This is a genomic window from Caballeronia sordidicola (assembly GCF_001544455.2).
GTDB classification, from domain to species: domain Bacteria; phylum Pseudomonadota; class Gammaproteobacteria; order Burkholderiales; family Burkholderiaceae; genus Caballeronia; species Caballeronia sordidicola.
The window spans coordinates 193,481-218,077 of the sequence record NZ_FCOC02000009.1; the positions used below are offsets into that span (position 1 = coordinate 193,481).

At 62.3% G+C, this 24,597-nt stretch carries 21 protein-coding genes; 15 read left to right on the forward strand and 6 right to left on the reverse strand.

What is annotated here, in order from left to right:
• Positions 1-121: 121 nt before the first annotated feature.
• The 5 genes from AWB64_RS16595 (at position 122) to AWB64_RS16615 (ending at position 5,634) form a co-directional block, all read left to right on the forward strand.
• A complete protein-coding gene (locus AWB64_RS16595) occupies positions 122-508 on the forward strand; it encodes a peptidase (protein WP_157766641.1) in 387 nt (128 codons plus the stop codon).
• Between the two features lie 120 nt (positions 509-628).
• Positions 629-1,318 (forward strand): response regulator transcription factor, encoded by a 690-nt coding sequence (locus tag AWB64_RS16600; protein ID WP_060856512.1) that lies wholly within the window; start codon positions 629-631, stop codon positions 1,316-1,318.
• 6 nt (positions 1,319-1,324) lie between these two features.
• A complete protein-coding gene (locus tag AWB64_RS16605) occupies positions 1,325-2,689 on the forward strand; it encodes a FecR domain-containing protein (RefSeq protein WP_060856513.1) in 1,365 nt (454 codons plus the stop codon).
• Between the two features lie 9 nt (positions 2,690-2,698).
• A complete protein-coding gene (locus AWB64_RS16610) occupies positions 2,699-5,068 on the forward strand; it encodes a CHASE2 domain-containing protein (RefSeq protein ID WP_060856514.1) in 2,370 nt (789 codons plus the stop codon).
• Between the two features lie 17 nt (positions 5,069-5,085).
• The gene (locus tag AWB64_RS16615) at positions 5,086-5,634 is read left to right on the forward strand and encodes a DUF4136 domain-containing protein (RefSeq protein WP_157766642.1); all 549 of its coding nucleotides are present in this window, start codon (positions 5,086-5,088) and stop codon (positions 5,632-5,634) included.
• A gap of 35 nt (positions 5,635-5,669) precedes the next feature.
• On the opposite strand, the gene AWB64_RS16620 is transcribed toward AWB64_RS16615, so the two are convergent.
• On the reverse strand, positions 5,670-6,458 hold the full coding sequence (locus AWB64_RS16620) for a hypothetical protein (RefSeq protein ID WP_060856516.1): 789 nt from the start codon (positions 6,456-6,458) through the stop codon (positions 5,670-5,672).
• A 229-nt stretch (positions 6,459-6,687) separates the two neighbouring features.
• Between AWB64_RS16620 and AWB64_RS16625 the strand changes: the two genes are divergently transcribed.
• The gene (locus tag AWB64_RS16625; protein ID WP_060856517.1) at positions 6,688-7,836 is read left to right on the forward strand and encodes a CaiB/BaiF CoA transferase family protein; all 1,149 of its coding nucleotides are present in this window, start codon (positions 6,688-6,690) and stop codon (positions 7,834-7,836) included.
• 13 nt (positions 7,837-7,849) lie between these two features.
• Here the strand turns inward: AWB64_RS16625 and AWB64_RS16630 are convergent, their stop codons facing one another.
• Together AWB64_RS16630 and AWB64_RS16635 are read right to left on the reverse strand one after the other, a co-directional pair.
• A complete protein-coding gene (locus AWB64_RS16630; RefSeq protein ID WP_060856518.1) occupies positions 7,850-8,953 on the reverse strand; it encodes a glycosyltransferase family protein in 1,104 nt (367 codons plus the stop codon).
• A 304-nt stretch (positions 8,954-9,257) separates the two neighbouring features.
• Positions 9,258-10,811 (reverse strand): sensor histidine kinase, encoded by a 1,554-nt coding sequence (locus AWB64_RS16635; RefSeq protein ID WP_060856570.1) that lies wholly within the window; start codon positions 10,809-10,811, stop codon positions 9,258-9,260.
• Positions 10,812-11,075: 264 nt separating this feature from the next.
• Here AWB64_RS16635 and deoC point away from each other — a divergent pair, with 264 nt between their 5' ends.
• The 8 genes from deoC (at position 11,076) to AWB64_RS16675 (ending at position 20,839) form a co-directional block, all read left to right on the forward strand.
• Positions 11,076-12,080 carry a deoxyribose-phosphate aldolase gene (gene deoC / locus AWB64_RS16640; RefSeq protein WP_060856519.1) on the forward strand — a complete coding sequence of 335 codons (1,005 nt, stop codon included), beginning with the start codon at positions 11,076-11,078 and terminating at the stop codon, positions 12,078-12,080.
• 44 nt (positions 12,081-12,124) lie between these two features.
• Positions 12,125-14,527, forward strand: a complete 2,403-nt coding sequence (locus AWB64_RS16645; RefSeq protein ID WP_060856520.1) for an aldehyde dehydrogenase family protein — start codon at positions 12,125-12,127, stop codon at positions 14,525-14,527.
• Positions 14,528-14,636: 109 nt separating this feature from the next.
• Positions 14,637-15,110: an RbsD/FucU family protein gene (locus AWB64_RS16650; RefSeq protein WP_060856521.1), complete on the forward strand. Its 474-nt coding sequence runs from the start codon at positions 14,637-14,639 to the stop codon at positions 15,108-15,110.
• Entirely contained in the window at positions 15,107-16,042 is a 936-nt protein-coding gene (gene rbsK, locus AWB64_RS16655; protein ID WP_060856522.1) for a ribokinase, read from the forward strand. Before AWB64_RS16650 ends, rbsK begins: the two co-directional genes overlap by 4 nt.
• A gap of 16 nt (positions 16,043-16,058) precedes the next feature.
• Positions 16,059-17,105, forward strand: a complete 1,047-nt coding sequence (locus tag AWB64_RS16660; protein ID WP_060856523.1) for an ABC transporter permease — start codon at positions 16,059-16,061, stop codon at positions 17,103-17,105.
• Positions 17,106-17,157: 52 nt separating this feature from the next.
• Positions 17,158-18,162, forward strand: coding sequence for an autoinducer 2 ABC transporter substrate-binding protein (locus tag AWB64_RS16665; RefSeq protein WP_060856524.1), 1,005 nt, complete (start codon positions 17,158-17,160; stop codon positions 18,160-18,162).
• A gap of 89 nt (positions 18,163-18,251) precedes the next feature.
• Complete coding sequence (locus AWB64_RS16670; RefSeq protein ID WP_060856571.1) at positions 18,252-19,781, forward strand: sugar ABC transporter ATP-binding protein; 1,530 nt, start codon at positions 18,252-18,254, stop codon at positions 19,779-19,781.
• Entirely contained in the window at positions 19,778-20,839 is a 1,062-nt protein-coding gene (locus AWB64_RS16675; protein ID WP_060856525.1) for an ABC transporter permease, read from the forward strand. Before AWB64_RS16670 ends, AWB64_RS16675 begins: the two co-directional genes overlap by 4 nt.
• Before the next feature lie 37 nt (positions 20,840-20,876).
• Here the strand turns inward: AWB64_RS16675 and AWB64_RS16680 are convergent, their stop codons facing one another.
• On the reverse strand, positions 20,877-21,779 hold the full coding sequence (locus tag AWB64_RS16680) for a LysR family transcriptional regulator (protein WP_060856526.1): 903 nt from the start codon (positions 21,777-21,779) through the stop codon (positions 20,877-20,879).
• Positions 21,780-22,039: 260 nt separating this feature from the next.
• Between AWB64_RS16680 and AWB64_RS16685 the strand changes: the two genes are divergently transcribed.
• On the forward strand, positions 22,040-22,819 hold the full coding sequence (locus tag AWB64_RS16685) for an SDR family NAD(P)-dependent oxidoreductase (protein ID WP_060856527.1): 780 nt from the start codon (positions 22,040-22,042) through the stop codon (positions 22,817-22,819).
• Between the two features lie 87 nt (positions 22,820-22,906).
• Here AWB64_RS16685 and AWB64_RS16690 read toward each other — a convergent pair whose 3' ends face one another.
• Together AWB64_RS16690 and AWB64_RS16695 are read right to left on the reverse strand one after the other, a co-directional pair.
• Positions 22,907-23,902 carry an aldo/keto reductase gene (locus tag AWB64_RS16690; protein ID WP_060856572.1) on the reverse strand — a complete coding sequence of 332 codons (996 nt, stop codon included), beginning with the start codon at positions 23,900-23,902 and terminating at the stop codon, positions 22,907-22,909.
• A gap of 39 nt (positions 23,903-23,941) precedes the next feature.
• Complete coding sequence (locus AWB64_RS16695) at positions 23,942-24,565, reverse strand: FMN-dependent NADH-azoreductase (RefSeq protein ID WP_060856528.1); 624 nt, start codon at positions 24,563-24,565, stop codon at positions 23,942-23,944.
• Between the last annotated feature and the right edge of the window lie 32 nt (positions 24,566-24,597).

The window sequence follows — 24,597 nt, forward strand, 5'->3', positions numbered from 1 at the left end:
GCGCGACGCGGTGCAATCCCTTTTGAGCGGACTTGCTGAACGCGATTAAATCGACATTCCATCGAGAACAAAGGCCGGGGGGCTAGCAATGTTGTGCAAATCAAGCGGAGGTCCGGTTGCGTTGAAGTCGCCGATCCGGCCTGGCCAAGCCGCCAGCGGCCTGCGCCGGCTGACACTGGATCTTGAAGCCGACCGCCACGCACGCGCGGCTGTCGAGGCATATGCGGATTCATGCGCGGATGAGTTGCCCTGGCTGGCCGATATTCTGCGCAAAAAGCTTGACGCGTTAAACCGGTCGGTGGAACCCTCCCGGGATCTGTTTTCAGGCTTGAATAGTGATGAGGACGGTCCGATTCCGCTGACCCATTGCGAACAAACAGCACGGCGGTTGATGACGTTCGCGCGCATGTGTGCAAAGGCGAGAGAGGATTATTCAGCGGCAGCGTGGGACCACGTAATGAAAAGCCTCGACAAGATGCTGATTCAAAATGCGATAAATAGCCGTTAAAAAGTATAATAAAACGCCGGACAGGTTTTAGACTGAAAAAATTAACGCCTTACGTATTTGGCAAGTCGACTCGAACGGTTAGCAAAAGACGGTCTGGATTATTCAACGGGGAATCAGGCAATGCGGATTTGCGTGTTGGACGACGACCTGAGCCAGACGGAATACGTGGCTCAGACACTGACCTCGGCGGGGCATGTGTGTCAGCTATTCACGGACGGCAAGAGCCTGATTCATGAACTCAGGCGCCAGCCATTCGACCTGTTGCTGCTGGACTGGAACATGCCGGAAATGCCGGGAGACATTGTGCTGAAATGGATCAGGCAAAATCTCACCACGAATTTGCCGGTTCTGTTCCTGACAAGCCGCAGCCTGGAAAGCGATATCGTCAAGATGCTCAACGCCGGCGCCGACGACTACATTCTCAAGCCGGTTTCGCCGCCCGTGCTGCTCGCGCGCGTGGAGGCGTTGCTGCGCCGGATTTATCTGCAGCAAAAAGACGCGGCGCATGAGACCTACGGCATTTATAGATTCGATATCGCCACTCAACTCGCCGCGGTCAATGGCGAAACGGTCGCGCTGACACAAAAGGAATTCGAACTGGCGCTGCTGCTGTTTCGCAACCTGTCGCGGCCGTTATCGCGCACGCATATTCGCGAGTCGGTGTGGCGGCAAGATGTCGACATTCCCTCGCGCACCATCGATACACACGTGTCGCAGATCCGCTCCAAGCTGGTGTTGCGGCCTCAAAACGGTTACCGCATCACGCCGATTTATAGCTACGGCTACCGGCTGGAAAAAGTGGGGGAATGATTCGTCGTGAATGGGTTCAGTCAAACCGGGCGCGCCGCCGCGATGGTGTCCGCCATCGTCCTTTGCGTGCATCCCGCGCACGCGAAGCGCATGCCGCCCGACATTACGCCGTACGTGGTGCAGTCCGACGATTCGCTCTACACGCTCGCTGACCGGTACATGGAGAGTCCTGACGACTGGCGGCTTTTGCGCGATCTCAATTACGTCGCGAATCCGCGCCGTTTGCAGGTCAATTCTCGCCTTGCCATGCCGACCGCGCGCCTCAGGCAGGTGTCGCTGACCGCGCGGGTAGAGGCGGTGCGCGGCAGCGTCGAAAAAAGCACGGCGCCGGGCGTGCCATTCATCCCGGTCGGCGCCGGCGCGTTGCTGCAAGAGGGCGACGAAGTCCGCACGGGCCGCGACGCATTCGTATCGATGACACTGCCTGACGGATCGCACGTCGTGTTGCCATCGAGCAGCCGGATCCGGATCGCGCGCTTGCGCAAGACGCTCCTCACGGGCGCGGTCGAGCGGCGCTTCGACCTCAAGCAAGGCGAAGTCACGACCGATGTCACACCGCTCAGGAATCCGCGCGATTCGTTCCGCGTCACCTCGCCTTCAGTGGTCGCGGGCGTGCGCGGCACGCGTTTTCGCGTGAATTATCTGGCACAGCAGGACGCCACGACGGTCGAAGTGCTCGCGGGCAAGATCGGCGTGGACAGTTCGCCGGATGGTTCGGCCACGCCGCAACCGCTTCCGGGCGACGCCGAGACGGTGGTCGTGGCGGGCTATGGCAACGTCACGCTCACGGGCGCAACCGCGGGCGCTCCGGTGCCGCTGCTGGGTGCGCCCGATATTGTGGAACCGGACAGGCTGCAGCGTTTCGCGCAGGTCGAATTCGACTTGACGCCGGTCGATGGCGCCAGCGCGTATCGCACGGAGATCGCCGCCGACGCCGGTTTCCTCGACCTGCTGCGTGACCAGCGTTCGACTGGCCGGCACGTGGCCTTCGACGACATTCCGGATGGCAACTACTTCGTGCGCGTGTCCGCCACGGACCGGCAAGGCATAGACGGCTTGCCGCAAGTGTTCACGTTCATCCGCCGCGTCGATACCACCAACCCCAGCGCCGCGCCGACCGAAAGCGGCGGCTATGCGTTTCGCTGGCACGTGGACAGCGCGTCACCCGGCGCGCGGTATCGGTTCGTCCTGTCCACGCACGCCGACCTGAGCGCGCCGCTTGTCGATCTGCTCGATGTAGCCGGCGGCGCCATGTCAGTCGCGCATCTGGCGCCGGGCACGTACTACTGGAGCATCGGTGTCGATGTCTTCGAGAACGGCCGCGTCGTCTCGGTTCCCGGCGAAATCCATTCGTTCAACCAGACGCGATAGGCGCGACGCATGCCATGGCGCCTTCCTTTTCATAACCGGCGCAGGCCAGGTCCGTCGACGGGCAAGCGGTTTTTGCTCGAATGGACGCTGATCGGCGCAATCGGGATTGCGGCCGTGGTTCATGGCGTCGTCAGCCCGCTGACGGAGCGCGCGAGCTTCCTGTTCTACGACCAGCTGCTGCTGCATTCGAAACGCGAGGCGGCGCGGGACATCGTGATCGTTGCTATCGACGACGAAAGCATCGCCGAACTCGGGCGCTGGCCGTGGCCGCGCGACACGCACGCGGCGCTGCTGGAGCAGATCGCGAAAGCGAAGCCGCGCGCCATTGCTTACGACGTGCTGTTCACGGAGTCATCGCCCGGCGACGCCGCTTTCGCCAACGCAATGAAACGCGTGCCGACCTATCTGCCATTGCTGGTCGATCGCCAGCCGGTCAACCAGAGCGCGCCGGCCGCCGTCGAACCGGTTGCAGCGCTGCGCGATGCCGCCGCGGGCATTGGGCATATCGATCTCGATGTCGACCGCGACGGCATTGCGCGAAGCGTCTCGCTCTTCGAAGGCAGCGGCCGCGCGTGGTGGCCGGGGCTGATGGTGCCGGTGTACCGGGCGTTGCGCGGGCCGCGTGCGCTGCTCCCCGGCATGCAAAGAAAGGAAGCCGCTCCCGCCGATGACCTCAAGCGCGCACATCGAATGATGATTCCGTTCTCGCGTGCATCGGTCGAATACCCGCGCGTGTCGTTTGCATCCGCAATGCGCGGCCAGGCGCCGCCCGAGTTCTTCGCGGGCAAGATCGTGCTTGTCGGCGCAACGGCCGCCGGATTGCGCGACCGTTTTGCCACGCCGATATCCGGCGCTGTCGGCGAATTGCCGGGTGTCGATATCCACGCGACGATCCTCGACGCGCTGCTCAATGACAGCGCCATCGAACCCATGGACGATCACGCCGCCGCGTGGGCCAATGTCCTGCCCATCGTGCTGTTGCTGGGCGGCTTGCTGGTGATGTCGCCGTTCCAGTCGCTGATACTGACAATCGGGCTCGCGCTCGCCAGCCTCGTCGCGAGCGCCGCGCTGATGTATGCGCGCTCGTGCTGGCTGTCGCCGGTTCCCGCGCTCGGCGGCCTTGTGCTGATCTATTTGCTGTGGAGCTGGCGGCGTCTCGAAGTCGCCATGTCCTATCTCGGCCAGGAACTGCGCCTGCTTGCCGCCGAACCGAACCTGCTGCCCGGGTCCGATCAAAAAGCGCAGGGCGCGGCCGGCGACGTGCTCGAACGGCTGATCGGACTCACGCGCGAGGCCGTGCAACGCCAGCGCAACATGCGGCAATTCATCTGGGACAGTCTGAACAGCCTGCCGGAACCCATCGTGGTCTGCGATCACGAAGGACGCATCCTGCTGGTCAACGACCCCGCGCGCTTCCAGCTTGGCCCCATGCATTTCACCGACATGTCCATCATGGACATGTTCAGCACGTTCCATTTCGTGCGCCTCGTCGATGAAACCAGCCGCGACGTTTCATGGCCTGCTGTCCTCGATCCTCGCGTGAGCGGCCATGCGGATGTGATGACGCGCGGCATTGAAGTGCGCGACCGCCGTGGCCGCGATCACATGCTGCGCTACGCGCCCTGCACGACCAGTACGGGCGGATTGCCGGGATGGATTGCAAGCTGGATCGATATCACCGCGCTGCACGCGTCCGAACGCCAGCGCGACGACATGCTGCACCTGCTGTCGCACGACATGCGTTCGCCGCAGGCATCCATCCTGGCGCTGCTCGAAACCGAGCGGCCGCATCTCGATTCGCCGCGCGCGGTGGACCTGATCGCGCGCGTTGAACGCTACGCGCGCCGCTCCCTCGCACTCGCCGATGACTTCGTGCAACTGGCGCGCGCCGAGTCGCAGCATTACCAGATGGAACTTTTGAACCTGCACGAACTTGCCATCGATGCCAGCGACGAGATCTGGCCGCAGGCCAATGCCAAGCATATCGATGTGCGATGCGGCTGCGAGGGCGAACACTTCTGGGTGCTGGCCGACCGTTCCCTGATGACGCGCGCGCTGATCAACCTGCTCAGCAACGCGGTCAAATACAGCCCGCCCGCGACGCGCGTGGATTGCATCGTCAGGGCGACGCCCGAGGCTGTGATCTGCGTGGTCCGCGATCAGGGCTACGGGATTGCGCGCGAACAGCAGGCGCATCTCTTCGAGCGCTTTCGCCGTTTTCACGCCGCCGGGCAGCCCGCGAGCGATGGCACCGGTCTTGGCATGGCGTTCGTCAAGACCGTGGTCAGCCGTCACGCGGGCGACATCGCGATTGAAAGCGGCCTGAACATGGGCACGACCGTGACGATCACGCTGCGCACGCACGCCGTCGAGCCATAACGAATTCGAGGAGCAAAGTGAAACTACGATCAATGTCAGGCGCTGTGCTTCTTCTCGCGTTGCTGGGCGGCTGCGCGGGCGAGCAACCGGTGCGCGTCAGCGCATATCGCGAAAGCGCTTTTTCCACGGACAGCGCCGCGATGACTTATGCGCTTCAATTGCAGGCGGGGGCGGACAGCAATGCTGCCCGGTTACTCGATGACGCAATGACGGCCCAGGGTCTGCGGCCCGCATCCACGGACAACGCCGACTATCTGATCGAGCTTGGCTACGCGACCCGCCCACAGCGCGTCCGGGTTCAGGCCGCGTGTTTGGCGGCGGCGTCCGAAAGCGCGTGCGGCGACACTGAAGCGCCGCCGGGATTCTTTGGGCGCAAGCGATACGTGCACGCGCTGACGGTTCAATTTGTGGGACGCGCGAGCGGGGCGACGGTGTATCGGGTCAGCGTCACGCACGCCGATCGCGATCCGGATCCAGACGCGGCGTTACCCGCGCTGATGAAGTGCGCATTCGCGGGATTTCCGTTGCAAAATGCCGAACGGCGCGAGCTTGCGCGCTGCGATTGAAGGCTGTTTAACGTCTCCAGGGCGTTCGCGCGCCATCACTTCACGACATGCAGTCCCTTCGCGAGCACCACGCCTTTCTCGCGATTGATGAGCCACACATCGCCAACATGCGCATGCAGCGTCGCGGTGCGCGTGGTGATGTCGGTGGGTTCTTCGTTGGTTGGATCGCTATGCTCGACGGTCTCGGTCAGATAAGGCGGCACGACCCGGCAAATCAGCACAAGCGCAAGATCGCCGTCGCCCGCGGCTTCGAACTCTGCTTCCGGCAACACAAAGCGCCCGCGTACCGTGGTCTTGTTGCGCTTGGCCGCAGTAATGTCCAGTTCGATCACATCGACGTTCTGGATGTATCCCTTCGCCTTCGCCTCCGCCGCGATGACCAGCTTCCGCCCGCCCGGTCCCATGATGGTTTTTTTCAGCACGATGGCATCGGGATGATCGCTGTCCGAGAGGTCTACGTCGACGGTCATGACATGGACTTTTGCGCGATACCTGATGCCATACGGCGCCGGCACCACGAACGCGAGATCGCGGGCCAGATTCGCGTCTGTCAGCACGGGATCGTGGAGCGTCTTGGGCAGCGCCGTGCCGATCAGGTCTTCCACGCGATGAGCGAACGTGCGTGTCTTGCCGGGTGTGAGTTTCCTGGCAAGCGCGTCCCTGACGGCCACGGGGTCGTCGCCGGTGAAATTGGGCGTCACGGCCAGTTCGGCCGCAGGCGCCGGCGCCGTGCCGCTGGCGGGTTGCGCCTGCACTTGCCCCGATAAACACAAAAGCACGCAAGCGGCGCCAAGGCTCGCACGCCCGAATGGCTGAAGACGCATTAGCAGACTCCCCATGGATGATCGCGGACCGCTGGCTGGTCTTCGTACTGCTTGAGCAGCACATCAGTTTCCAATTCTATTCGATGGTGCCGGCCGCAATTAAATCGACTGCGCGAGGTGTAGAGTCTATTGAGTCTCTTGAATCAATGCGCTTTTTCTTGCAGACACTCCAAGGATAAATCGATATGAAATCGCCAGTCATTTGCGTGCTGATCGCCGGGCTTAGGACATGAGCGGGCCGCTGAAGGGGATTCGCGCGGTCGAAATGGTGGGGCTCGGTCCCGGCCCGTTCGCCGCCATGATGCTCGCCGACATGGGCGCTGAAGTCATTCGCATCGACCGGAAACCGGCAAGCGGCGCGACGCCTTATCCCATGCAGGGCACCCGGTTCGACGTGATGGCGCGCGGGCGTCGCTCCCTGGCTCTCGACCTGAAGCAACCGGAAGGGCGCGAACTGGCGCTGCATCTGATCGGTCAGGCCGATGCGTTGATCGAAGGATTTCGCCCCGGCGTCATGGAGCGGCTCGGGCTTGGACCGGACATATGTCTCGGGCGCAATCCGAAGCTCGTCTATGGACGCGTGACCGGCTGGGGCCAGGACGGGCCGCTCGCCAACGCCGCCGGCCACGACCTCAACTACATCGCGATGAGCGGCATGCTGCACGAGATCGGCCACGCCGGCGCGCCGCCGGTGCCGCCGCTGAACCTGCTGGGGGACTTTGGCGGGGGCGGGATGATGCTCGCGTTCGGCGTGCTGTGCGCGCTGCTGGAGGCGCGAGGCTCGGGGCAGGGACAGGTCGTCGACGCGGCCATGGTCGAGGGCTCGGCGCTGCTTGGCGCGATGATCTACGGCTACAAGGCGTTCGGTGCATGGACGGGCGAACGCGGCTCGGCCATGCTTGCTGGCGGCGCGCATTTCTACACTACGTACGCGTGCTCGGACGGCAAGTTCGTATCGGTGGGATCGATCGAGCCGCAGTTCTACGCGCTGCTGCTCAAGCTCTGCGATATCCACGATCCCGAGTTCGACAATCACATGGACCGCAGCAAATGGCCAGCGTTGAAAACGAAGATCGCCGCCATCTTCGCGACAAAACCACGGCAGGCGTGGTGCGAGTTGATGGAAGGCACAGACGTGTGTTTCGCGCCGGTTCTCGACATGGACGAAGCGCCGCTGCACGCGCATAACCGGGCGCGCGGCGTGTTTGTTGATATCGATGGCGTGACGCAGCCGGGACCCGCGCCGCGATTCAGCCGCACCGCGCCCGAAGTGAGCGCGCCGCCCGCGAGTCCGGGACAGCACAGCGAAGCGATTCTCCGCGACTGGAATGTACCGGGAGAGACTATCGAGTTGCTTCGGCAAAAGAACGTGATCTAGGCACTGCCGCGCGTTACTCCGCCACGGGCTCCTCGGCCACTTTGCGTCGCCCGACGACCGACTCGAAGAACTGCTCATAGCGCCTGTGGCATGCGCGCCAGCCGAACTCATCGGTGGCGAGGGTGTTGGCGGAGCTTTGAGCCGCCGCCGGCCAGGAATCGCTGATCGCGCGCACGATGCCGGGAAGTTCGCTGATGTCGTCGAAGAGACGGACGTTGTCGAACTTGTTGGCCGCCCATTTCATGAAGGGCGTCGAGCGCGAGATCACGAGCGGCACGCGTCCGATTGCCTCGAAAAAGGCGCCGCTCACCAGCATGGAATCGGCCGCGTGCGGCAGGATGATCACGTCCGTGTTGACGACGTCTTGCGCGAACTCGGCATCCGACAGGAACTTGGCGTCCAGATTTACGGCGCTTCGCAGCGACCGTCTGTCGAGAATTTCGTTGAGCGTCGCGAGATACGCCTCGGTGCCCAGACCGGCGATAAGCAGATTGCATTCGCTGGGCCAGTTTTCCAGAACGGCGTCGATTTGCTTATAAGGACGGATCACGCCGAGCAGCGAAAACAATGGCTTGCCGCTGTCTTTCTTCGGCACGGTCGGCGATTGACCCGGCGCATCCCAGTAGAGCGGATGTGGGAGATACGTGGCGTTGTATTTCTCTTCGAAGTTCGGCGCATGGACCACACGGAAATCGGCCAGTCCGCGAATGAACGACATGACGCGCTTGGCGAGCCGCCTGTTGAAGCCGGTTGTGTCGTGAACCACGTGGTCATGCACAAAGTACACCGTCTTCGCTCTTGCAACGGTTATCAGCGTGCAATAGAAAGCGAAAAGCAGGCTGCCCGAGACGCTGAACTGGGCGCGGCCTTTTTCCCGCTTGAATGGCCGGTATTCGAGCCAGTGAAACACCAGTACGTTGTCCGGTTTGAATAGCTGGGCGAATCCGCCTTGCAGCAAACCCTTGACTGAAAGGGGCATGACCTCGTAGCCAATCTCGGTGAATAGATTTTTCTGTATCTCTATATAGCGATTGGTGTAGTTGGTGAATGGGCACATCAGGATTTTCGTGCGCGACTCATTCGACTGCCTGCTGTCCTGGTTGCTGATCTTGGTCATATGCACGTATCCGGTTGGACTGATTCGAAAGGATCGTCGCGAGCGAATGCCGAACGGCAAGGATCGCCGCCCGGGCTGCAGATCGGTAAGCCAATCTTCCTGGGAATGCGCAACGGCGACGCAGATACTTGATCGGCCTCAGCTTAACATCCGGTAAAACGGCGTGCTGTATCGATTTGTATGTCTGATATGCGATCTGGTATTAAATGGCCGATTATGGTGGCCGATTATGTTGAGCCGGATTTAATCGAATGGCTGATTTAATCGAAATGTAATTGCTTGATAAACTGCTTTCAACCCGGCTTCAACCCGGCGCGAATCTCACCACAATCCGGCTATAAGGCACGTTTCGATCGACCGTCACGGCGCCCACTCCCTTGCCGGCATAGGTCGTCACCAGCCGCATGCCGAGACCCGTGCCTTGCGGTTTCGGAAAGTCGTTCGGAAACCCGTCGCCTTCGTCCTCGACTGCGAGCAACACAGCGTCGCTCGTGCGTTCAAGCTTGACGCGCACCTTGCCGCGGCCGTATTTGAGCGCATTGGTCACGAGTTCAGCCGTGACAAGCCCGAGCGGCGCGAGGCGCGCGGCAGGCAACACAACAGATTCACCTTCGAGGATGACTTCCCGGTCGGCGACGAGTTCGGCCAGGTCGGCGGTCAGCCCGCGCAAGTAGCTGGTTGCGTCCGTGGCTTCGGCGCCATCGTCCTGATAGAGCCGATGGTGCACGGAGCCGACAGTGCGCACCCGCGTGGCGGCGGCCTGCAACTGCATGGTGACGGATTTGTCGCCTGCAAGGTTCGCCTGGAGCGCGAGCAGCGTCTGCACGAGTTGCAGGCTGTTGCGCACGCGGTGGTGCACTTCCTTCATCATCAGCGCGGAGTTGCCCAACTGGATTTCCTGGCTCGACACCAGCGCGGCAAGCTTCTCTTCATTCTCGTGCCGCTCGGTCACGTCGCGCATGGTGAGCACGACGCGTTTGACGTGGTCGTCGGTATCGCGGATCGGCGAGACCGACACGTCCCACCAGCGCGCATCGCCGGTGAAGGTCGGGCAGGGGCCTTCGAAGCGCGTGGGTTCGCCTCGCGCCGCCGCCTCCAGCGCGTGCAGAACCTTGCCGCGCTGCTCCTCGGGCCAGAGGTCCAGGCAATGCGTGCCGCCAATGTCCGCGAAGTCGTCGATACTCAACGCCGCGAGCCCGTTGTCGTTCATGAACTCCACACCGCCTTCCAGCGACAGCACCTGAATGCAATCGGTGCTCGCGTTCAGCACGCTGGTGGAAAACAGTTCGTCGGCGTCCGTCTGGGATTCGGCCACGAGGCGCTCGCGGCTCATTGAGATCACATTCGCGATGGCTTCCAGGAAAACAATGTCGGTTTCGCTGAAGTCTTCGTCGTCGGAACTGTCGGCTTCCAGCACCCCGAAGGTTTCCGGAATGCCGCGAATCGGCACGTTGATGGCGCGCTTGATGCCATGGCGGGTCAGCAGTTCGGGCGTGCGAAAGCGGTGTTCCGCGCCCAGGTGATTGGAGAGCACCGGCTGCCCGCTCGTGAAAGCGTGGCCGGCGGGACTGGCGTCGTCCGCGCTCAGTTCGGTCGTGCCAATATCCGCCGGGTCCCAGCCCACGCCCGCTTCCAGCACGAAGGTCTGGCTTTCCGGCTGATAACGCAGGACTTTGACAAAGCGCGAATGCAATCCCGCCGATACCGCCTTGCACGCTTCGTCGAGCAGTGCGTCGGCGTTGTGCAGGCGCAGGACGGAGGTCGCGAACTGGACGGCGATTTCGTGCTGCAGTCGCAAGCGGCTTACCGACCGGTCTACTGCGCTGCGGATGGTTTCTTCGGGTGGCAATGCGTCCATCAAACTCTCCTCGGCGGCAGCGCCGTGTCGGTGTGTATCACGCGCCGACGATCCGCCTTTGATACACGATTCTAACCGCGAGAACAATCTTGACGATTTCTGGCTGATTCCGATGAATTGTTGGCGTGCGATTCCGGGCCGCTCCGCCGAGAAAACGAAGCGCATGTACGCGTATTCCCGGATGTTATGATCGTAACAACATAATGTTAGAATGCTGTATCGATTAACCGGAAAATGTTGTGCGTTGCACAACCGGCCCTACTCATGCTCGATGTCGCCTCCCAATCTGTCGTTCCGTTGCGCGGAAAACCTCAAGCCGGCCATGCCGAGCGCAATCCCGGCGTGCCGCTGGATCTGTCGTGGATCGACGGTTTGCGCGTGAATCAATCGGCGGTCGGCCGGCGCGTCAGTACGCTCGGCACGCGCCGCGCCGTCAAGAAGGACGCGCAGGCCGCGTGGCTGCTGAAGGCAATCACGTGCATTGACCTGACCACGCTCAATGGCGACGATACCGCCGCGCGCGTGGAACGCCTGTGCGCGAAGGCACGCCGCCCGGTGCGCGACGACCTGCTCGAAGCGCTCGGCATGCCGCCCGGCATTACAACCGGCGCGGTGTGCGTGTATCACCGCTTTGTTGCGACCGCGGTCGCGGCGCTTCACGGCAGCGGCATTCCGGTCGCGGCGGTATCGACGGGATTTCCCGCTGGCCTGATTCCGCACCCGCTGAAGCTGAAGGAAATCGAGGCGTCTGTTGCAGACGGCGCGGCGGAAATCGATATTGTCGTCACGCGCGAACACGTGCTGACGGGCAACTGGCAAGCCCTCTACGACGAAATGCGCGATTTTCGCGCGGCATGCGGCCCGGCGCATATCAAGGCGATTCTCGCAACGGGCGATATCCGCACGCTGTCGAACATCGCCAAGGCGTCGATGGTCTGCATGATGGCCGGCGCCGACTTCATCAAGACGTCGACGGGCAAGGAAGGCGTGAACGCCACGCTCGACGTCTCGCTCGTCATGGTGCGCATGATTCGCGAATACCTCGAGCGCACCGGCGTGATGATCGGCTTCAAGCCTGCGGGCGGCGTGTCCACGGCCAAGTCGGTGCTCGAATACCAGATCCTGATGAAAGAGGAACTCGGCCGCGAATGGCTCGAACCGGAGCTGTTTCGAATCGGCGCGTCGAGCCTGCTCGCCGATATAGAACGGCAACTCGAGCATCACGTGACTGGCCGGTATTCGGCTTTTCACCGGCATCCTGTGGCATGACATTCGCCTGAATTCTCCGCATCACTCTCTTACATGAGCTCCCAATGAGCGTAGCCGACTACTTCTCCTCGATGGATTACGGACCTGCACCGGAAGACGATGGCGCCGCGCGCGCGTGGCTGGACCAGCATGCGAACGGCTTGGGTCATTTCATCGATGGCGCGTTTCGCGAGCCGTCAGCCGGCGAGCGCTTCGACTCCACGGAACCCGCTACCGGGCGGTTGCTTGCAAGCATTGCGCAAGGCGATCAGGCGGATGTCGATGCGGCGGTCGATGCCGCCGAACGTGCGTTGCCTGCGTGGCAGGCGCTGGGCGGCGCGGGCCGTGCGCGTCATTTGTATGCGTTGTCGCGGATGGTCCAGCGCAATGCGCGCCTTTTTTCCGTGCTCGAATCGCTCGATAACGGCAAGCCGATCCGCGAGTCGCGCGACATCGACATACCGCTTGTGGCAAGGCATTTCCTGCATCACGCGGGTTGGGCGCAATTGCAGGACCGCGAGTTCGCCGAGTGGGCGCCGCTGGGTGTGATCGGCCAGATCGTGCCGTGGAATTTTCCGCTGCTGATGCTCTCGTGGAAGATCGCGCCCGCGCTTGCGCTCGGCAATTGCGTGGTGCTGAAGCCGGCCGAATACACGCCGCTCACCGCGTTGCTGTTCGCCGAACTGGCGGCGCGCGCGGGTTTGCCCGCGGGCGTGCTGAACGTGGTCACGGGCGACGGCCGCACGGGCGCCGCGCTGGTCGAGCATCCGCGCGTGGCGAAGATTGCGTTCACGGGTTCTACCGAAGTCGGCAAGCAGATTCGCGTGGTGACCGCGGGATCGGGTAAATCGCTGACGCTGGAACTGGGCGGCAAGTCGCCTTTCATCGTCTTCGATGACGCCGATCTCGACAGCGCGGTGGAAGGTGTCGTCGATGCGATCTGGTTCAACCAGGGACAAGTATGTTGCGCGGGTTCGCGGCTGCTCGTGCAGGAAGGCGTGGAAAAGCGGTTCATCGACAAGCTGAAGCGCCGCATGGATACGCTGCGCGTGGGGCCATCGCTCGACAAGGGCATCGACATGGGCGCGATTGTCGATACGGTCCAGCTCGAACGCATTCAGTCGCTGGTGGCGCGCGGGGTTGAGGAAGGCTGCGAGATTCATCAGCCCAAAGGCGTGCGGATGCCGGATGAAGGCGCGTTCTATCCGCCGACCCTGGTGACTAATGTCGCGCCGTCGTCCACGCTGGCGCAACACGAAATCTTCGGGCCCGTGCTCGTGACCATGAGCTTTCGCACGCCCGACGAAGCCGTCGCGCTGGCGAATCATTCGCGCTATGGGCTCGCCGCGAGCGTGTGGAGCGAGACCATTGGCCGCGCACTCGATATTGCGCCGCGTCTGGAATGCGGCGTGGTCTGGATCAACGCGACCAATCTCTTCGACGCGGGCGTGGGCTTCGGCGGATATCGCGAATCGGGCTTCGGTCGCGAAGGCGGACGCGAGGGGATTTACGAGTATCTGAAGCCGCGTGCGTGGTCTAAGCTGGCCGTCCGCACTGCTGCTTCTGCGCAGGCCGCCGCGTCCGTGTCCGCTTCTGGTCCTGCTTCGGAAAGCAACGTCAGCGCGCTGGATCGCACGGCGAAATTGTTTATCGGCGGGAAGCAGGTGCGGCCGGATAGCGGTTATACGCGGCTCGTGCATGCGCCGTCGGGCAATATCGTGGGCGAGGTCGGCGAGGGCAGCCGCAAGGACGTGCGCAATGCGGTGGCTGCCGCGCGCGGCGCGGGAAAGTGGTCGCAAGCGAGCACGCACAACCGCGCGCAAGTGCTGTATTACCTCGCGGAAAACCTGTCGGCGCGTTCGGACGAATTCGCGCGGCAACTCGTGGCGCGAACCGGCGTGTCTTCGGCGCTTGCTGCCCGCGAAGTCGAGGCATCGATCACGCGGTTGTTCACTTACGGCGCGTGGGCCGACAAGTTCGATGGCGCGGTGCATTCGCCGCCGCTCAAAGGCGTGGCGCTCGCAATGCACGAACCGCTCGGCGTGATCGGCGTGGTGTGTCCGGACGAAGCGCCGCTCCTGGGCCTCGTTTCGCTGATTGCGCCGGCGCTTGCATTGGGCAATCGCGTGGTGGCCGTGCCGAGCGAAACTTGCCCGCTGATGGCGACGGATTTTTATCAGGTGGTCGAGACGTCGGACGTGCCGGCGGGCGCGCTGAACATCGTCACGGGCGAGCGCAAGCCGCTGGCCTCGACGCTCGCGAAGCATGACGATGTCGACGCGCTCTGGTCGTTCGGCGGCGCGGATGTATCGGCGATGGTGGAACGTGAGTCCGTTGGCAACCTGAAGCGCACGTTCGTGGATCATGGCCGCGTATTCGACTGGTTCGATTCGAACGTGGCGGAAGGCTTGCCGTTCCTGCGGCAAGCCGTGCAGGTAAAGAACATCTGGATTCCCTATGGCGACTGAGTCCTGACCCGGACGCACCGAGGGCGAATCCGCAGTAGAAGCAGAAGAAATAGAATCGTGAGCGCTTGACCTCGCACGACAGCGAGGCCGCTCAACTGAAGGAGACACAATGCTCAAGAATCTCGATCCGCTGCTGAACGCCGACATCCTGCATGCGCTTTGCGCAATGGGCCACGGTGACGAAGTCGTGATCTGCGATGCCAATTTCCCCGCCGATTCCGTCGCGCGCCAGACCGTTCTCGGCCACGTGCTGCGACTCGACGGCGTGGATGCGCCGCGCGCGATCCGCGCGGTGCTGTCGGTATTTCCGCTGGACAGTTTTGTCGATCATCCCGCCGAGCGCATGGAAGTCGTCGGCGACGCAAACGCGCTTCCCGCCGTGCAACGCGAAGCACAGAGCGAAGTCGATGCGGCCGAAGGCCGTGCCACGCCGTTTGCTTCTGTCGAACGCTTCGCGTTCTATGAGCGTGCGAAGAAAGCGTATTGCGTGATCGCGACCGGCGAAGCGCGCGGCTATGGCTGCTTCATCTTCAAAAAGGGCGTGAACCTTGCGCCCGACGCGCCTTCGGGGAACGCCAAATGAGCCGCAGCGTCGTCATTCTCGGCATCTACGTGACGGACCTGACGTTTCGCGCCGCGCGCATGCCGCTGCTGGGCGAGACCATTGCCGGATCGGCTTTCGCGATGGGACCCGGCGGCAAGGGTTCGAATCAGGCGGTCGCAGCGGCGCGCGCGGGCGCCAACGTGATCTTCTGCACGCGCCTGGGCGCGGACGCATTCGGCGAGATTGCGCGCTCGACGTGGGCCGCCGAAGGCATCACGGCGCGTGCCACAGCAACGCCGGGCGTGGCCACGGGCGCGGCGCATATCTTCGTGGACGACGTCACGGGCGGCAACGCGATCATCGTGGCGTCCGGGGCCGCGGGACATCTGTGCCCGGAAGACGTGGACGCCATCGAGGCGGACATAGCGTCCGCCGCTGTCTTCGTCACGCAGCTCGAACAACCCGTTGAGGCGGCGCGGCGCGGGCTGGAAATCGCGCATCGGCATGGTGTGACGACCGTGTTCAATCCAGCACCGGCGTTCCCGCTAGATGACGGCATCTTCCCGCTGTGCGACTACATCACGCCGAATGAAACCGAAGCGACGGCGCTTACGGGCGTAGCCATCTCCTGCGTGGACGACGCACGCAAAGCCGCCGATGTATTGCTTGGCAAAGGCGTGAAAGCGGTGATCGTGACGCTTGGCGAAGCGGGCGCGTTGCTGCATACGCCCGAGGAATCGGTGCTGGTGCCGGCGTTCAATTGCGGCCGTGTCGTGGAAACGGCGGGCGCGGGCGACGGCTTTACCGGCGGTTTCGCGGCGGCGCTCGCACGCGGCGAAAGTGCGCTCGATGCAGTACGTTTCGGCTGCGCGCTCGCGAGCCTGTCGGTGACGCGCGCCGGTACTGCGCCGTCCATGCCGAAGCTCGCCGAGATTCACGCCGTGCTCGGCGAACAAGCTCAACATTCCTGAACGGAGGAGCGCCCGGATGTCTGCATCGAAATGGCTCGCCGAATGGCTCGCCGACCGGCAACTGAATTTCCTGGTCGCGGTAAACCTGCTGGTCGTGATCGTTGCGACGGTTTTATCGCACGGACAGTTCGTCGATATCGACAACCTCCAGTCGATGGGAAGCCAGTTGCCCGAGCTTGGCTTGCTCGCGCTCGGCATCATGCTCTCGATGGTATCGGGCAATGGCGGCATTGACCTGTCGGGTGTCGCGCTCGCCAATCTTTCCGGCATGGTCGCGGCGCTGGTGCTGCCCATGTTCATTTCCGCCGACGATTCACCCGTGCTCTATACGGCTGTCTTCTGCGCGATCACCGTGTCGCTCGGATTGATCGGCGGCTTGATGAACGGCGTGATCATCGCGCGGCTGAAGCTCACGCCGATTCTATGCACGCTCGGCACGTCGTTGTTGTTCACGGGCATTGCCGTGGTGTTGAGCAACGGCGCGTCGGTGCGCGTGGAATATCTCGATGCGCTTTCGGCAATCGGCAATGGCACGTTCCTGCAAGTGCCCATATCGCTGTGGATCTTTGTGGCGACCGTGTTGCTGCTCGGCTGGCTGTTGAAGCGCACGCCGTTCGGCTTGCGGCTCTACCTGATGGGCACGAATCCGAAGGCCGCGTTCTACGCCGGCATTCCGCGCGACCGCATGCTGATCGTGACGTATGGCATGTGTGGCGTGCTGGCGTCGCTTGCCGGACTGATCAGCGCGACGCATACGTCAAGCGCGAAGTGGGATTACGGCAACTCGTACTTGCTGATCGCAATCCTGATCGCCGTGATGGGCGGCGTGAATCCTGCGGGCGGTTATGGGCGCATTGTGTGCGTGTTCCTCGCCGCAACCGTGCTGCAGTTTTTGTCGAGCCTTTTCAACTTGCTGGGTGTATCGCAGTTCTTTGGCGACTGCGCCTGGGGTTTTCTGCTGCTGGCGTCGCTGGCGCTGGCCGGTGGCGAACGCGTTCGCGCGATCTTCGGATTGGGCGGCGCCGCGCCCGTAACGAAGGTGCCAAAACCACCCGCTGCATGACTTTCGCTTCATCTCATGTGCTGCACATACGAACCATAACGGAGACAAACGCATGAAACTCAATCGTATTGCCATCGCGCTCGCCGCTGTCACGCTGACTGGCGGCATCATTGCCGCCGCGCAAGCCGCGACCAATGAAACCATCGTCACGGTGGTGAAGGTCACGGGCATCAACTGGTTCAATCGCATGGACGACGGCGTGAAGGAATTCGCCAAGGACAATCCCGGCGTGAACGCGTATCAAACGGGTCCGGGACGTGCGGACGCGGCGCAGCAACTGAAGATCATCGAAGACCTGATTGCGAAGAAGGTCACGGCTATTGCGGTGGTTCCGTACGATCCGCCAACGCTCGAACCCGCGCTCAAGAAAGCGATGGATCGCGGCATCAAGGTGGTCACGCATGAAGCGGACAACGCCAAGAACACCATGGTCGATATCGAAGCCTTCGATAACACCGCGTACGGCGCGGGTCTGAACGAACGTCTCGCGAAGTGCATGGGTTCGCAAGGCAAGTGGGCGGTGCTCGTTGGCTCGCTTGGCAGCCGTTCGCAGGTTCAATGGGCGGACGGCGGTATTGGCAATGCAAAGCAGAAGTATCCGAAGATGGATCTGGTCGAGCCGAAACTCGAAACCAATAACGACGGCGAACGCGCGTATCAGGTTGCAAAGGAAGTGCTGCGCAAGCACCCGGATTTGACGGGCTTTCAGGGGTCGTCGTCGCTGGATGTGATCGGCATTGGCCGCGCGGTGGAAGAGGCGGGCAAGGTCGGCAAGATCTGCGTGTATGGCACCGGACTGCCAACGGAAGCGGGCAAGTTCCTCGAAAGCGGCGCGATCAACGGCATCGCCTTCTGGGACCCGAAGCTCGCGGGCGAGGCAATGAACAAGATCGCGAAGATGCTCGTGGATGGCAAGACGGTTGCGAACGGCTCGGACCTGGGTATCGTTGGCTATAACAAGGTCACGGTGAGCAAGGGGCCGGGCAAGGGCATCATCGTGCGCGGCACCGGCTGGGTCGACGTCGACAAGACCAACTACAAGCAGTACCCGTTCTGATCGCAGCCGACCGCATGCAAGGCGTGCATGGCGTCCCGAAAGGAACCATGCGCGCTGTCGTCAAGAAGCTTGAAAGGGTTGAAGGTTCAATGATGAGTACAGTCCCGCTTCTCGAAGTCGTCGATATCCATAAACGCTTTACCGGCGTCTATGCGCTGCGTGGCGTGAGCCTCGCGTTCGAGCGTGGGCAGATCTATCACCTGCTCGGCGAGAACGGCTGCGGCAAGAGCACGCTGATCAAGATCATCTCGGGCGCGCAGCCGCCCGATCAGGGCGAGCTTGTGATCGAAGGCGTGCGGCATGCGCGGCTGGCGCCGCTGGAAGCGTTGTCGGCGGGTATCGAGACCGTGTATCAGGATCTTTCGCTGCTGCCGAACATGAGCGTGGCGGAGAACGTGGGTTTGACTTCGGAACTCGCTGAACATGGCGGCCGGCTTGCGCGGACCTTCGATCGCCGGGCGCTCGCACGCACGGCCGCACGCGCGCTCGAAGCCGTGGGTCTTCCCGGCGACGCCGACTTTCAGGCGACGCTGGTAGAACAATTGCCGCTGGCAACGCGGCAACTCGTGGCGATCGCGCGCGCGATTGCGAGCGAAGCGAAGTTCGTGATCATGGATGAACCCACGACATCGCTCACGCAAAAGGAAGTCGATAACCTGATCGCAGTGCTCGCGAAGCTGCGCGCCGATGGCGTCGCGGTGCTGTTCGTGAGCCACAAGCTCGACGAGTGCTACGCCATTGGCGGCGAAGTGATCGTGCTGCGTGACGGCCAGAAGATGGCGCAAGGTCCTATCGAAAATTATACGAAGGCGCAGATCGGCGAGTTGATGACGGGCAAGCAGCTATCGAACGAGCGGTATCGGAAGGCCGGGGTCGCGGATGGGCGCGACACCGTGCTGGACGTCAAGGGCTTATCGCGTTCGGGCCAGTTCGCCGATGTCACGTTCTCGCTGCATCGCGGAGAGATTCTTGGCGTGACCGGCTTGCTGGATTCGGGGCGCAACGAACTCGCGCGAGCGCTGGCGGGCGTCGCGCCCGCGGATAGCGGCACTGTCACGCTTGACGGTTCCGTCGTAAGGCTGAAAACGCCTTCGGACGCGAAGTGGCAACGCATTGGCTACGTGCCGGAAGACCGCCTGAACGAAGGCCTGTTCCTCGATAAATCCATCCGCGACAACGTCATCACCGCGTTGATATCGAGCTTGCGCGACCGCTTCGGGCAAGTGGACAGGAAGCGTGCGCGCGAGCTTGCCGAGCGCACGGTGAAGGACTTGCAGATCGCGACGCCGGACGTCGACAAACCCGTGCAATCGCTTTCGGGCGGCAACCAGCAGCGCGTGTTGATCGGCCGATGGCTCGCCATCGATCCGCGCGTACTGATCCTGCATGGGCCAACCGTTGGCGTGGACGTGGGATCGAAGGACATCATTTACCGCATCATGCAGCGGCTCGCGCAAGAGGACATTGGCATCATCCTGATCAGCGATGACCTGCCCGAACTGCTGCAGAATTCCGATCGAATCCTGATGATGAAGAAAGGCCGCGTTTCGAACGAATACCGGGCGGAACAGTTGACCGAGGCCGATCTTTACCACGCACTACTTTCAGAGGCAGCATGAGCGAGTCAATTCATCGCGTTGCTCAGACATCGCAGGTCAAGGCGCCGCTGGCCGACGTCGCGCCGCAAGTGCGGCAGTTGAGCTTTACGGCGCGTCTGGTGCGTAACCCGGAATGGTTCACGCTTGGGTTGATCATTGTCACGTGCCTGGTAGTCGGCACGCTCAATCCGCGCTTCTTCCAGTTCGCGACGGTCTTCGACTTGCTGCATTCCGGCACGACAGTCTCGCTTTTTGCGCTGGGGACGCTGGTGGTGCTGGCGTCGGGCGGTATCGATGTATCGTTCACCGCAATCGCCGCTTTCACGATGTACTCCATCACCAAGGCCGTGTTCGCATGGTGGCCGGATGCGCCGTTTGCGCTGATCCTGCTGTGTGGCGCGCTGGGCGGCGTGTTGCTGGGACTGATCAACGGCGTGCTCGTGCATCGGCTGAAAGCGCCTTCGTTGATCGTGACGATTGGCACGCAGTATTTGTATCGCGGTTTGCTGCTGACGTTCGTGGGGACGCAGTTCTTCATGAACATTCCGCACAGCATGGATAGCTTCGGGCGTCTGCCGCTGTTTTTCTATCACACGAACGACGGACTTCGGGCGGTGTTGCCGGTGTCGGTGATTGCGCTCTTTGTGGCAGCGGTCGTGACATGGTGGCTGCTGAATCGGACAATGATGGGACGCGGCGTCTATGCAATGGGCGGAAGCTTGCCGATTGCCGAGCGGCTCGGGTACAACCTGCGCGCGATTCACTTGTTCGTGTTCGGCTACACCGGAATGCTGGCGGGAATTGCCGGAATCCTGCATGTATCAACCAATCGGCTGGCGAATCCGTTTGATCTCGTCGGAACTGAACTCGATGTCATTGCCGCCGTGATTCTGGGCGGCGCGAGGATTACGGGCGGGACGGGAACCGTTGTCGGGACGCTGCTCGGCGTGGTGCTCGTTACGCTCATTAATAGCGTGCTGATCCTCGTCGGCGTGCCGAGCACCTGGCAGAAGGTGATTATCGGCGCATTTATTCTCGTGGCCGGAACTTTGTTTGCATTGGGAAGAAAGGCAAGGTAAAGGCAACGCTGGCCATGCGCCCGCGATAATCGCGACGTCAGTCGCGCTGCGTGGCGTACGGAAGTTTTCGGACCAGTTCGTCGAACACCAGCCGGATCCGTTTCGGCACGGGGCCGCGCTGCGGCCGGTATACGTGCAGCTTCCATGGCTCGGGCTCGAAGCGCCGCAGTATTCGCACCAATCGGCCGCTTTCCACATGCGGCCTCACCAGATATTCGGTGCATTGACTAAAGCCGATACCCGCGCATGCTGCCTCGATTTCGACCTCGGTATCGTCTGTCACGAACGCGGGCGATTGCGGCAGGAAATGCCGCTCGCCCCGGAAAATCCATGGCCAGGGCCGGCCGTTCGTGCGATCGATCAGGCTCGTGACCGGCATGGCTTCCAGATCCTTCAAATTCTTCGGCTCACCTATCCGCTCGATCAACGCGGGAGACCCGACCACCCAGATTGGCAACGGTCCAATCACGCGAGCGACAAAGCGGTTGTCGCCCATCACGCCGGCCCGCACGCCAATGTCGATCTGTTCGTCGACAACGGCGGACGGCGTATCGGACAGCCTCAGGTCGAGCACGAGACCCGGATGGCGCGTCATGAGGTCGGTGAGTTGCGGCTGGACGTAGCGCCGTCCCAGTCCGCCTGGCGCGGTGATCCTGACCGTGCCGGCCGCTTCGTCCGAGCCGACCGCGCTCGGGTCGAAAAGACCGTTGACCGCGCCCAGCGCCGCTTGTGCCTTGAGCGCGAACGACTGGCCGAATGCGGTGATCTGGATGTTCCGGGTACTGCGGTGAAACAGCGTCTCGCCCAATGACTGTTCCAGTTCGCGCACCGCGCGCGTGACGACCTGAGGCGAAACGCCAAGCCGTCGCGCCGCCTCGCGAAATGTTGGCGACGTTGACGCAGCGGCGAAAATCTTCAGGATTTCAAGTCGGTTGAGCATCGGTCGAAGGTGTCCATTATTCCAGGGAGAAGAACGAGGCCGGCTTTATTGTTCCCGGTCTGGATTTTCATGGCGTAAGGATTCAGGGTCAAGCGACGCCGATTAATTCCTCTTTTAGGAATTTTAAATGCCTGATTGTTCCATTTAAATCCATCTTCTATCTCTCCATACTTCCCTTCAAGCGTGGGGCGCATTCATCGATACACCGCACGCTCACTTGGTCAATCGGCGGCAACGTCACAGCAAGGAGGGATGAAGGCATGAACGCAGTCACGGCAACACAACGTCAGCTCGAAGGCAAGGTAGCGCTCGTCAGCGGGGCAAGTTCCGGTATTGGGCGCGCGACCGCGCTGGAGCTGGCCCGGCGCGGCGCGAAGGTGGTGGTCGCGGCCCGTCGCCGCGATGAGCTTGATCAGGTAGTTCAGGAAATAACCGCCGCGCATGGTGATGCCGCGGCCATCACGGTCGATGTGTCGAAGGAAGAGGATCTCAGGAACATGGTGGACTTCGCGGTGTCGACCTATGGACGGCTCGACGTCGCCTTCAACAACGCGGGCACCGAGGGCGTGTTCGCGCCGCTCCTGGAACAGGATGCCGAACGCTTTGACATGGTCTTCGAGCCCAACGTGCGCGGCGTGCTGAACGCAATGAAGTACGAAGCCGAGGTCATGCTCAGGCAGGGTTCGGGAAGCATCATCAACAACGCGTCGATGGGCGGCGTGATCGGCTTCGAAAATGCGTCGGTGTATATCGCGAGCAAGCACGCGGTGGTCGGCATGACGAAGACTGCATCGATTGAATGGTTTCGCCGCGGCGTGCGCGTGAACGCGCTGTGCCCCGGCCTGATCGAGACGCCTTTTCATCATCGGGGCATCTGGCCTTCGGTGGAAGCACAGCAATCGTTCGCGGCGGGAACGCCAGCGGGGCGCTGGGGATCGGCGGAGGAGATGGCCACTATCGTGGCGTTCCTGGCATCGGATGATTCGAGCTATGTATCGGGCCACTCGCTGATCGCCGACGGCGGCTATTCGATCGCCTGATGTGATCGAGCAGCGTTCTTCGCAGAATGAGTGGGCGACGCGCCCGAAGCCTCGCGTGGCTTCGGGCGCGCCGTATGCATGCGGCGGTTATAGGTTGAGCATCGACATTTCGTTGTCGCCGTAGCGCTTGCCTTGCACCGCATGCGCCGCGATGGCGGCATCTATCGCCTCGCGGTCGGCTGATGTGAGCTTCACGCTGGCCGACGCGATGTTCTCTTCAAGACGCGTGCGTTTGCGTGTGCCGGGAATTGCCGTGATCCACGGCTTCTGGGCGAGCACCCATGCAAGCGCAAGCTGGCCTGGGGTGATGCCTTTGCCGTTGGCAATATCGGTCAGGCTTTCGACCAGCGAAAGGTTCTTTTGCATCGCGTCGGGCTGGAAGCGCGGATGGCGGCGGCGCAGATCGTCCGATGCCAGCGCCTCACCGCGCTTGAATGCACCCGCCAGAAAGCCGCGGCCGAGCGGGCTGTACGCGACAAAGCCGATACCCAGTTCCTCGAGCGCACCAAGCAGTTGCGCTTCCGGATCGCGGGTCCAAAGGGAGTATTCGGTCTGCACGGCCGCGACCGGATGCACCGCGTGCGCCCGGCGTATCGTCGCCACGCTCGCCTCGGAAAGCCCGAAGTGCTTCACCTTGCCCGCCTTGACGAGATCGGCGACTGCGCCCGCAACGTCTTCGATCGGCACGTTCGGATCGACACGATGCTGGTAGAAAAGATCGATGTGGTCCGTGCGCAGCCGTTTGAGCGCTGCGTCCGCTACCTGCTTGATGTGCCCGGGGCGGCTGTTGACGCCAACGGGCAGCGGGCCGCCCGACGGATCGAGTTCGAAGCCGAACTTGGTCGCGATCACGACCTGTTCGCGCACGGGTTCCAGCGCTTCGCCGACCAGTTCCTCGTTGACCTTGGGGCCGTAGACCTCGGCTGTATCGAAGAATGTGACGCCAAGGCCGACCGCATCGCGGATTAGCGTGATCATTTCCTTTCTGTCGCCCGCGGCGCCATAGGCCCAGCTCATTCCCATGCAGCCGAGTCCGAGAGCGGATACTTCGAGCCCGCTTTTTCCAAGTGTGCGTTTTTCCATCATGTATCTCTCCTTTGGTTGGCAGCCGCGGCCGGTGTATCAGGGCTGCGCGATGAGTTCGGCGGCCTTCGCGCGCGCGGCGCGACGGCCCTGTTGATCTGCTTGGTGGCCGAGCAGCGTCCCTTCCACCGTGATCGGCTCGAAGCGGGTGATGCCTGCCATCCGGTCCCAGGTCCGCAGATACGCAACCTGATGGTCGAAGTCCGCTTCGGGGTAATCGCCGCCGAGCGGCGCGCCTCTCGCCGCAATCACGATGAGCCGTTTGCCGGCAAGCAGGCCGGTGAGGTTTTTTCCATCGAATGTGAACAGCAGGTCCTTCTGCGATACCGCGTCGATCAGGTGCTTGAGCCGGTACGGAATGCCGAAATTCCACATCGGCGTGCTGATGACGATGACATCGGCGTGTCGGAAGCGTTCGGCAAGTTGTCCAATCTGCCGCCATGCGCGGTCTTGTTCGGCGCTCATTGGCGTGCCTTCGATTCCGGCATATTTCGCACCGAGCGCCGGGCCGTCGAAGGGCGGCAATTCCGTGCGCCAGACATCGAGCGTATCCACCTCGCCTTGCGGATAAAGATCGTGCCAATGCCCAATAAGGCTTTGAGCGACATCGAGCGAAGCGGAACGCTCGGCGCGTGGCGACGCGACGACATGAAGCAGGCGCATGGATTCCCGGACGGACGAGGTTGGCTGTCTGG

Coding starts and splice junctions, on each gene's coding strand:
- AWB64_RS16650 (WP_060856521.1), top strand. CDS start 14,637: ATGCTCAAGAATCTCGATCCGCTGCTGAACGCCGACATCCTGCATGCG.
- AWB64_RS16600 (WP_060856512.1), top strand. CDS start 629: ATGCGGATTTGCGTGTTGGACGACGACCTGAGCCAGACGGAATACGTG.
- AWB64_RS16660 (WP_060856523.1), top strand. CDS start 16,059: ATGTCTGCATCGAAATGGCTCGCCGAATGGCTCGCCGACCGGCAACTG.
- AWB64_RS16625 (WP_060856517.1), top strand. CDS start 6,688: ATGAGCGGGCCGCTGAAGGGGATTCGCGCGGTCGAAATGGTGGGGCTC.
- AWB64_RS16645 (WP_060856520.1), top strand. CDS start 12,125: ATGAGCGTAGCCGACTACTTCTCCTCGATGGATTACGGACCTGCACCG.
- AWB64_RS16670 (WP_060856571.1), top strand. CDS start 18,252: ATGATGAGTACAGTCCCGCTTCTCGAAGTCGTCGATATCCATAAACGC.
- AWB64_RS16690 (WP_060856572.1), bottom strand. CDS start 23,902: ATGGAAAAACGCACACTTGGAAAAAGCGGGCTCGAAGTATCCGCTCTC.
- AWB64_RS16610 (WP_060856514.1), top strand. CDS start 2,699: ATGCCATGGCGCCTTCCTTTTCATAACCGGCGCAGGCCAGGTCCGTCG.
- AWB64_RS16635 (WP_060856570.1), bottom strand. CDS start 10,811: ATGGACGCATTGCCACCCGAAGAAACCATCCGCAGCGCAGTAGACCGG.
- rbsK (WP_060856522.1), top strand. CDS start 15,107: ATGAGCCGCAGCGTCGTCATTCTCGGCATCTACGTGACGGACCTGACG.
- AWB64_RS16695 (WP_060856528.1), bottom strand. CDS start 24,565: ATGCGCCTGCTTCATGTCGTCGCGTCGCCACGCGCCGAGCGTTCCGCT.
- AWB64_RS16665 (WP_060856524.1), top strand. CDS start 17,158: ATGAAACTCAATCGTATTGCCATCGCGCTCGCCGCTGTCACGCTGACT.
- AWB64_RS16675 (WP_060856525.1), top strand. CDS start 19,778: ATGAGCGAGTCAATTCATCGCGTTGCTCAGACATCGCAGGTCAAGGCG.
- AWB64_RS16630 (WP_060856518.1), bottom strand. CDS start 8,953: ATGACCAAGATCAGCAACCAGGACAGCAGGCAGTCGAATGAGTCGCGC.
- AWB64_RS16620 (WP_060856516.1), bottom strand. CDS start 6,458: ATGCGTCTTCAGCCATTCGGGCGTGCGAGCCTTGGCGCCGCTTGCGTG.
- deoC (WP_060856519.1), top strand. CDS start 11,076: ATGCTCGATGTCGCCTCCCAATCTGTCGTTCCGTTGCGCGGAAAACCT.
- AWB64_RS16680 (WP_060856526.1), bottom strand. CDS start 21,779: ATGCTCAACCGACTTGAAATCCTGAAGATTTTCGCCGCTGCGTCAACG.
- AWB64_RS16685 (WP_060856527.1), top strand. CDS start 22,040: ATGAACGCAGTCACGGCAACACAACGTCAGCTCGAAGGCAAGGTAGCG.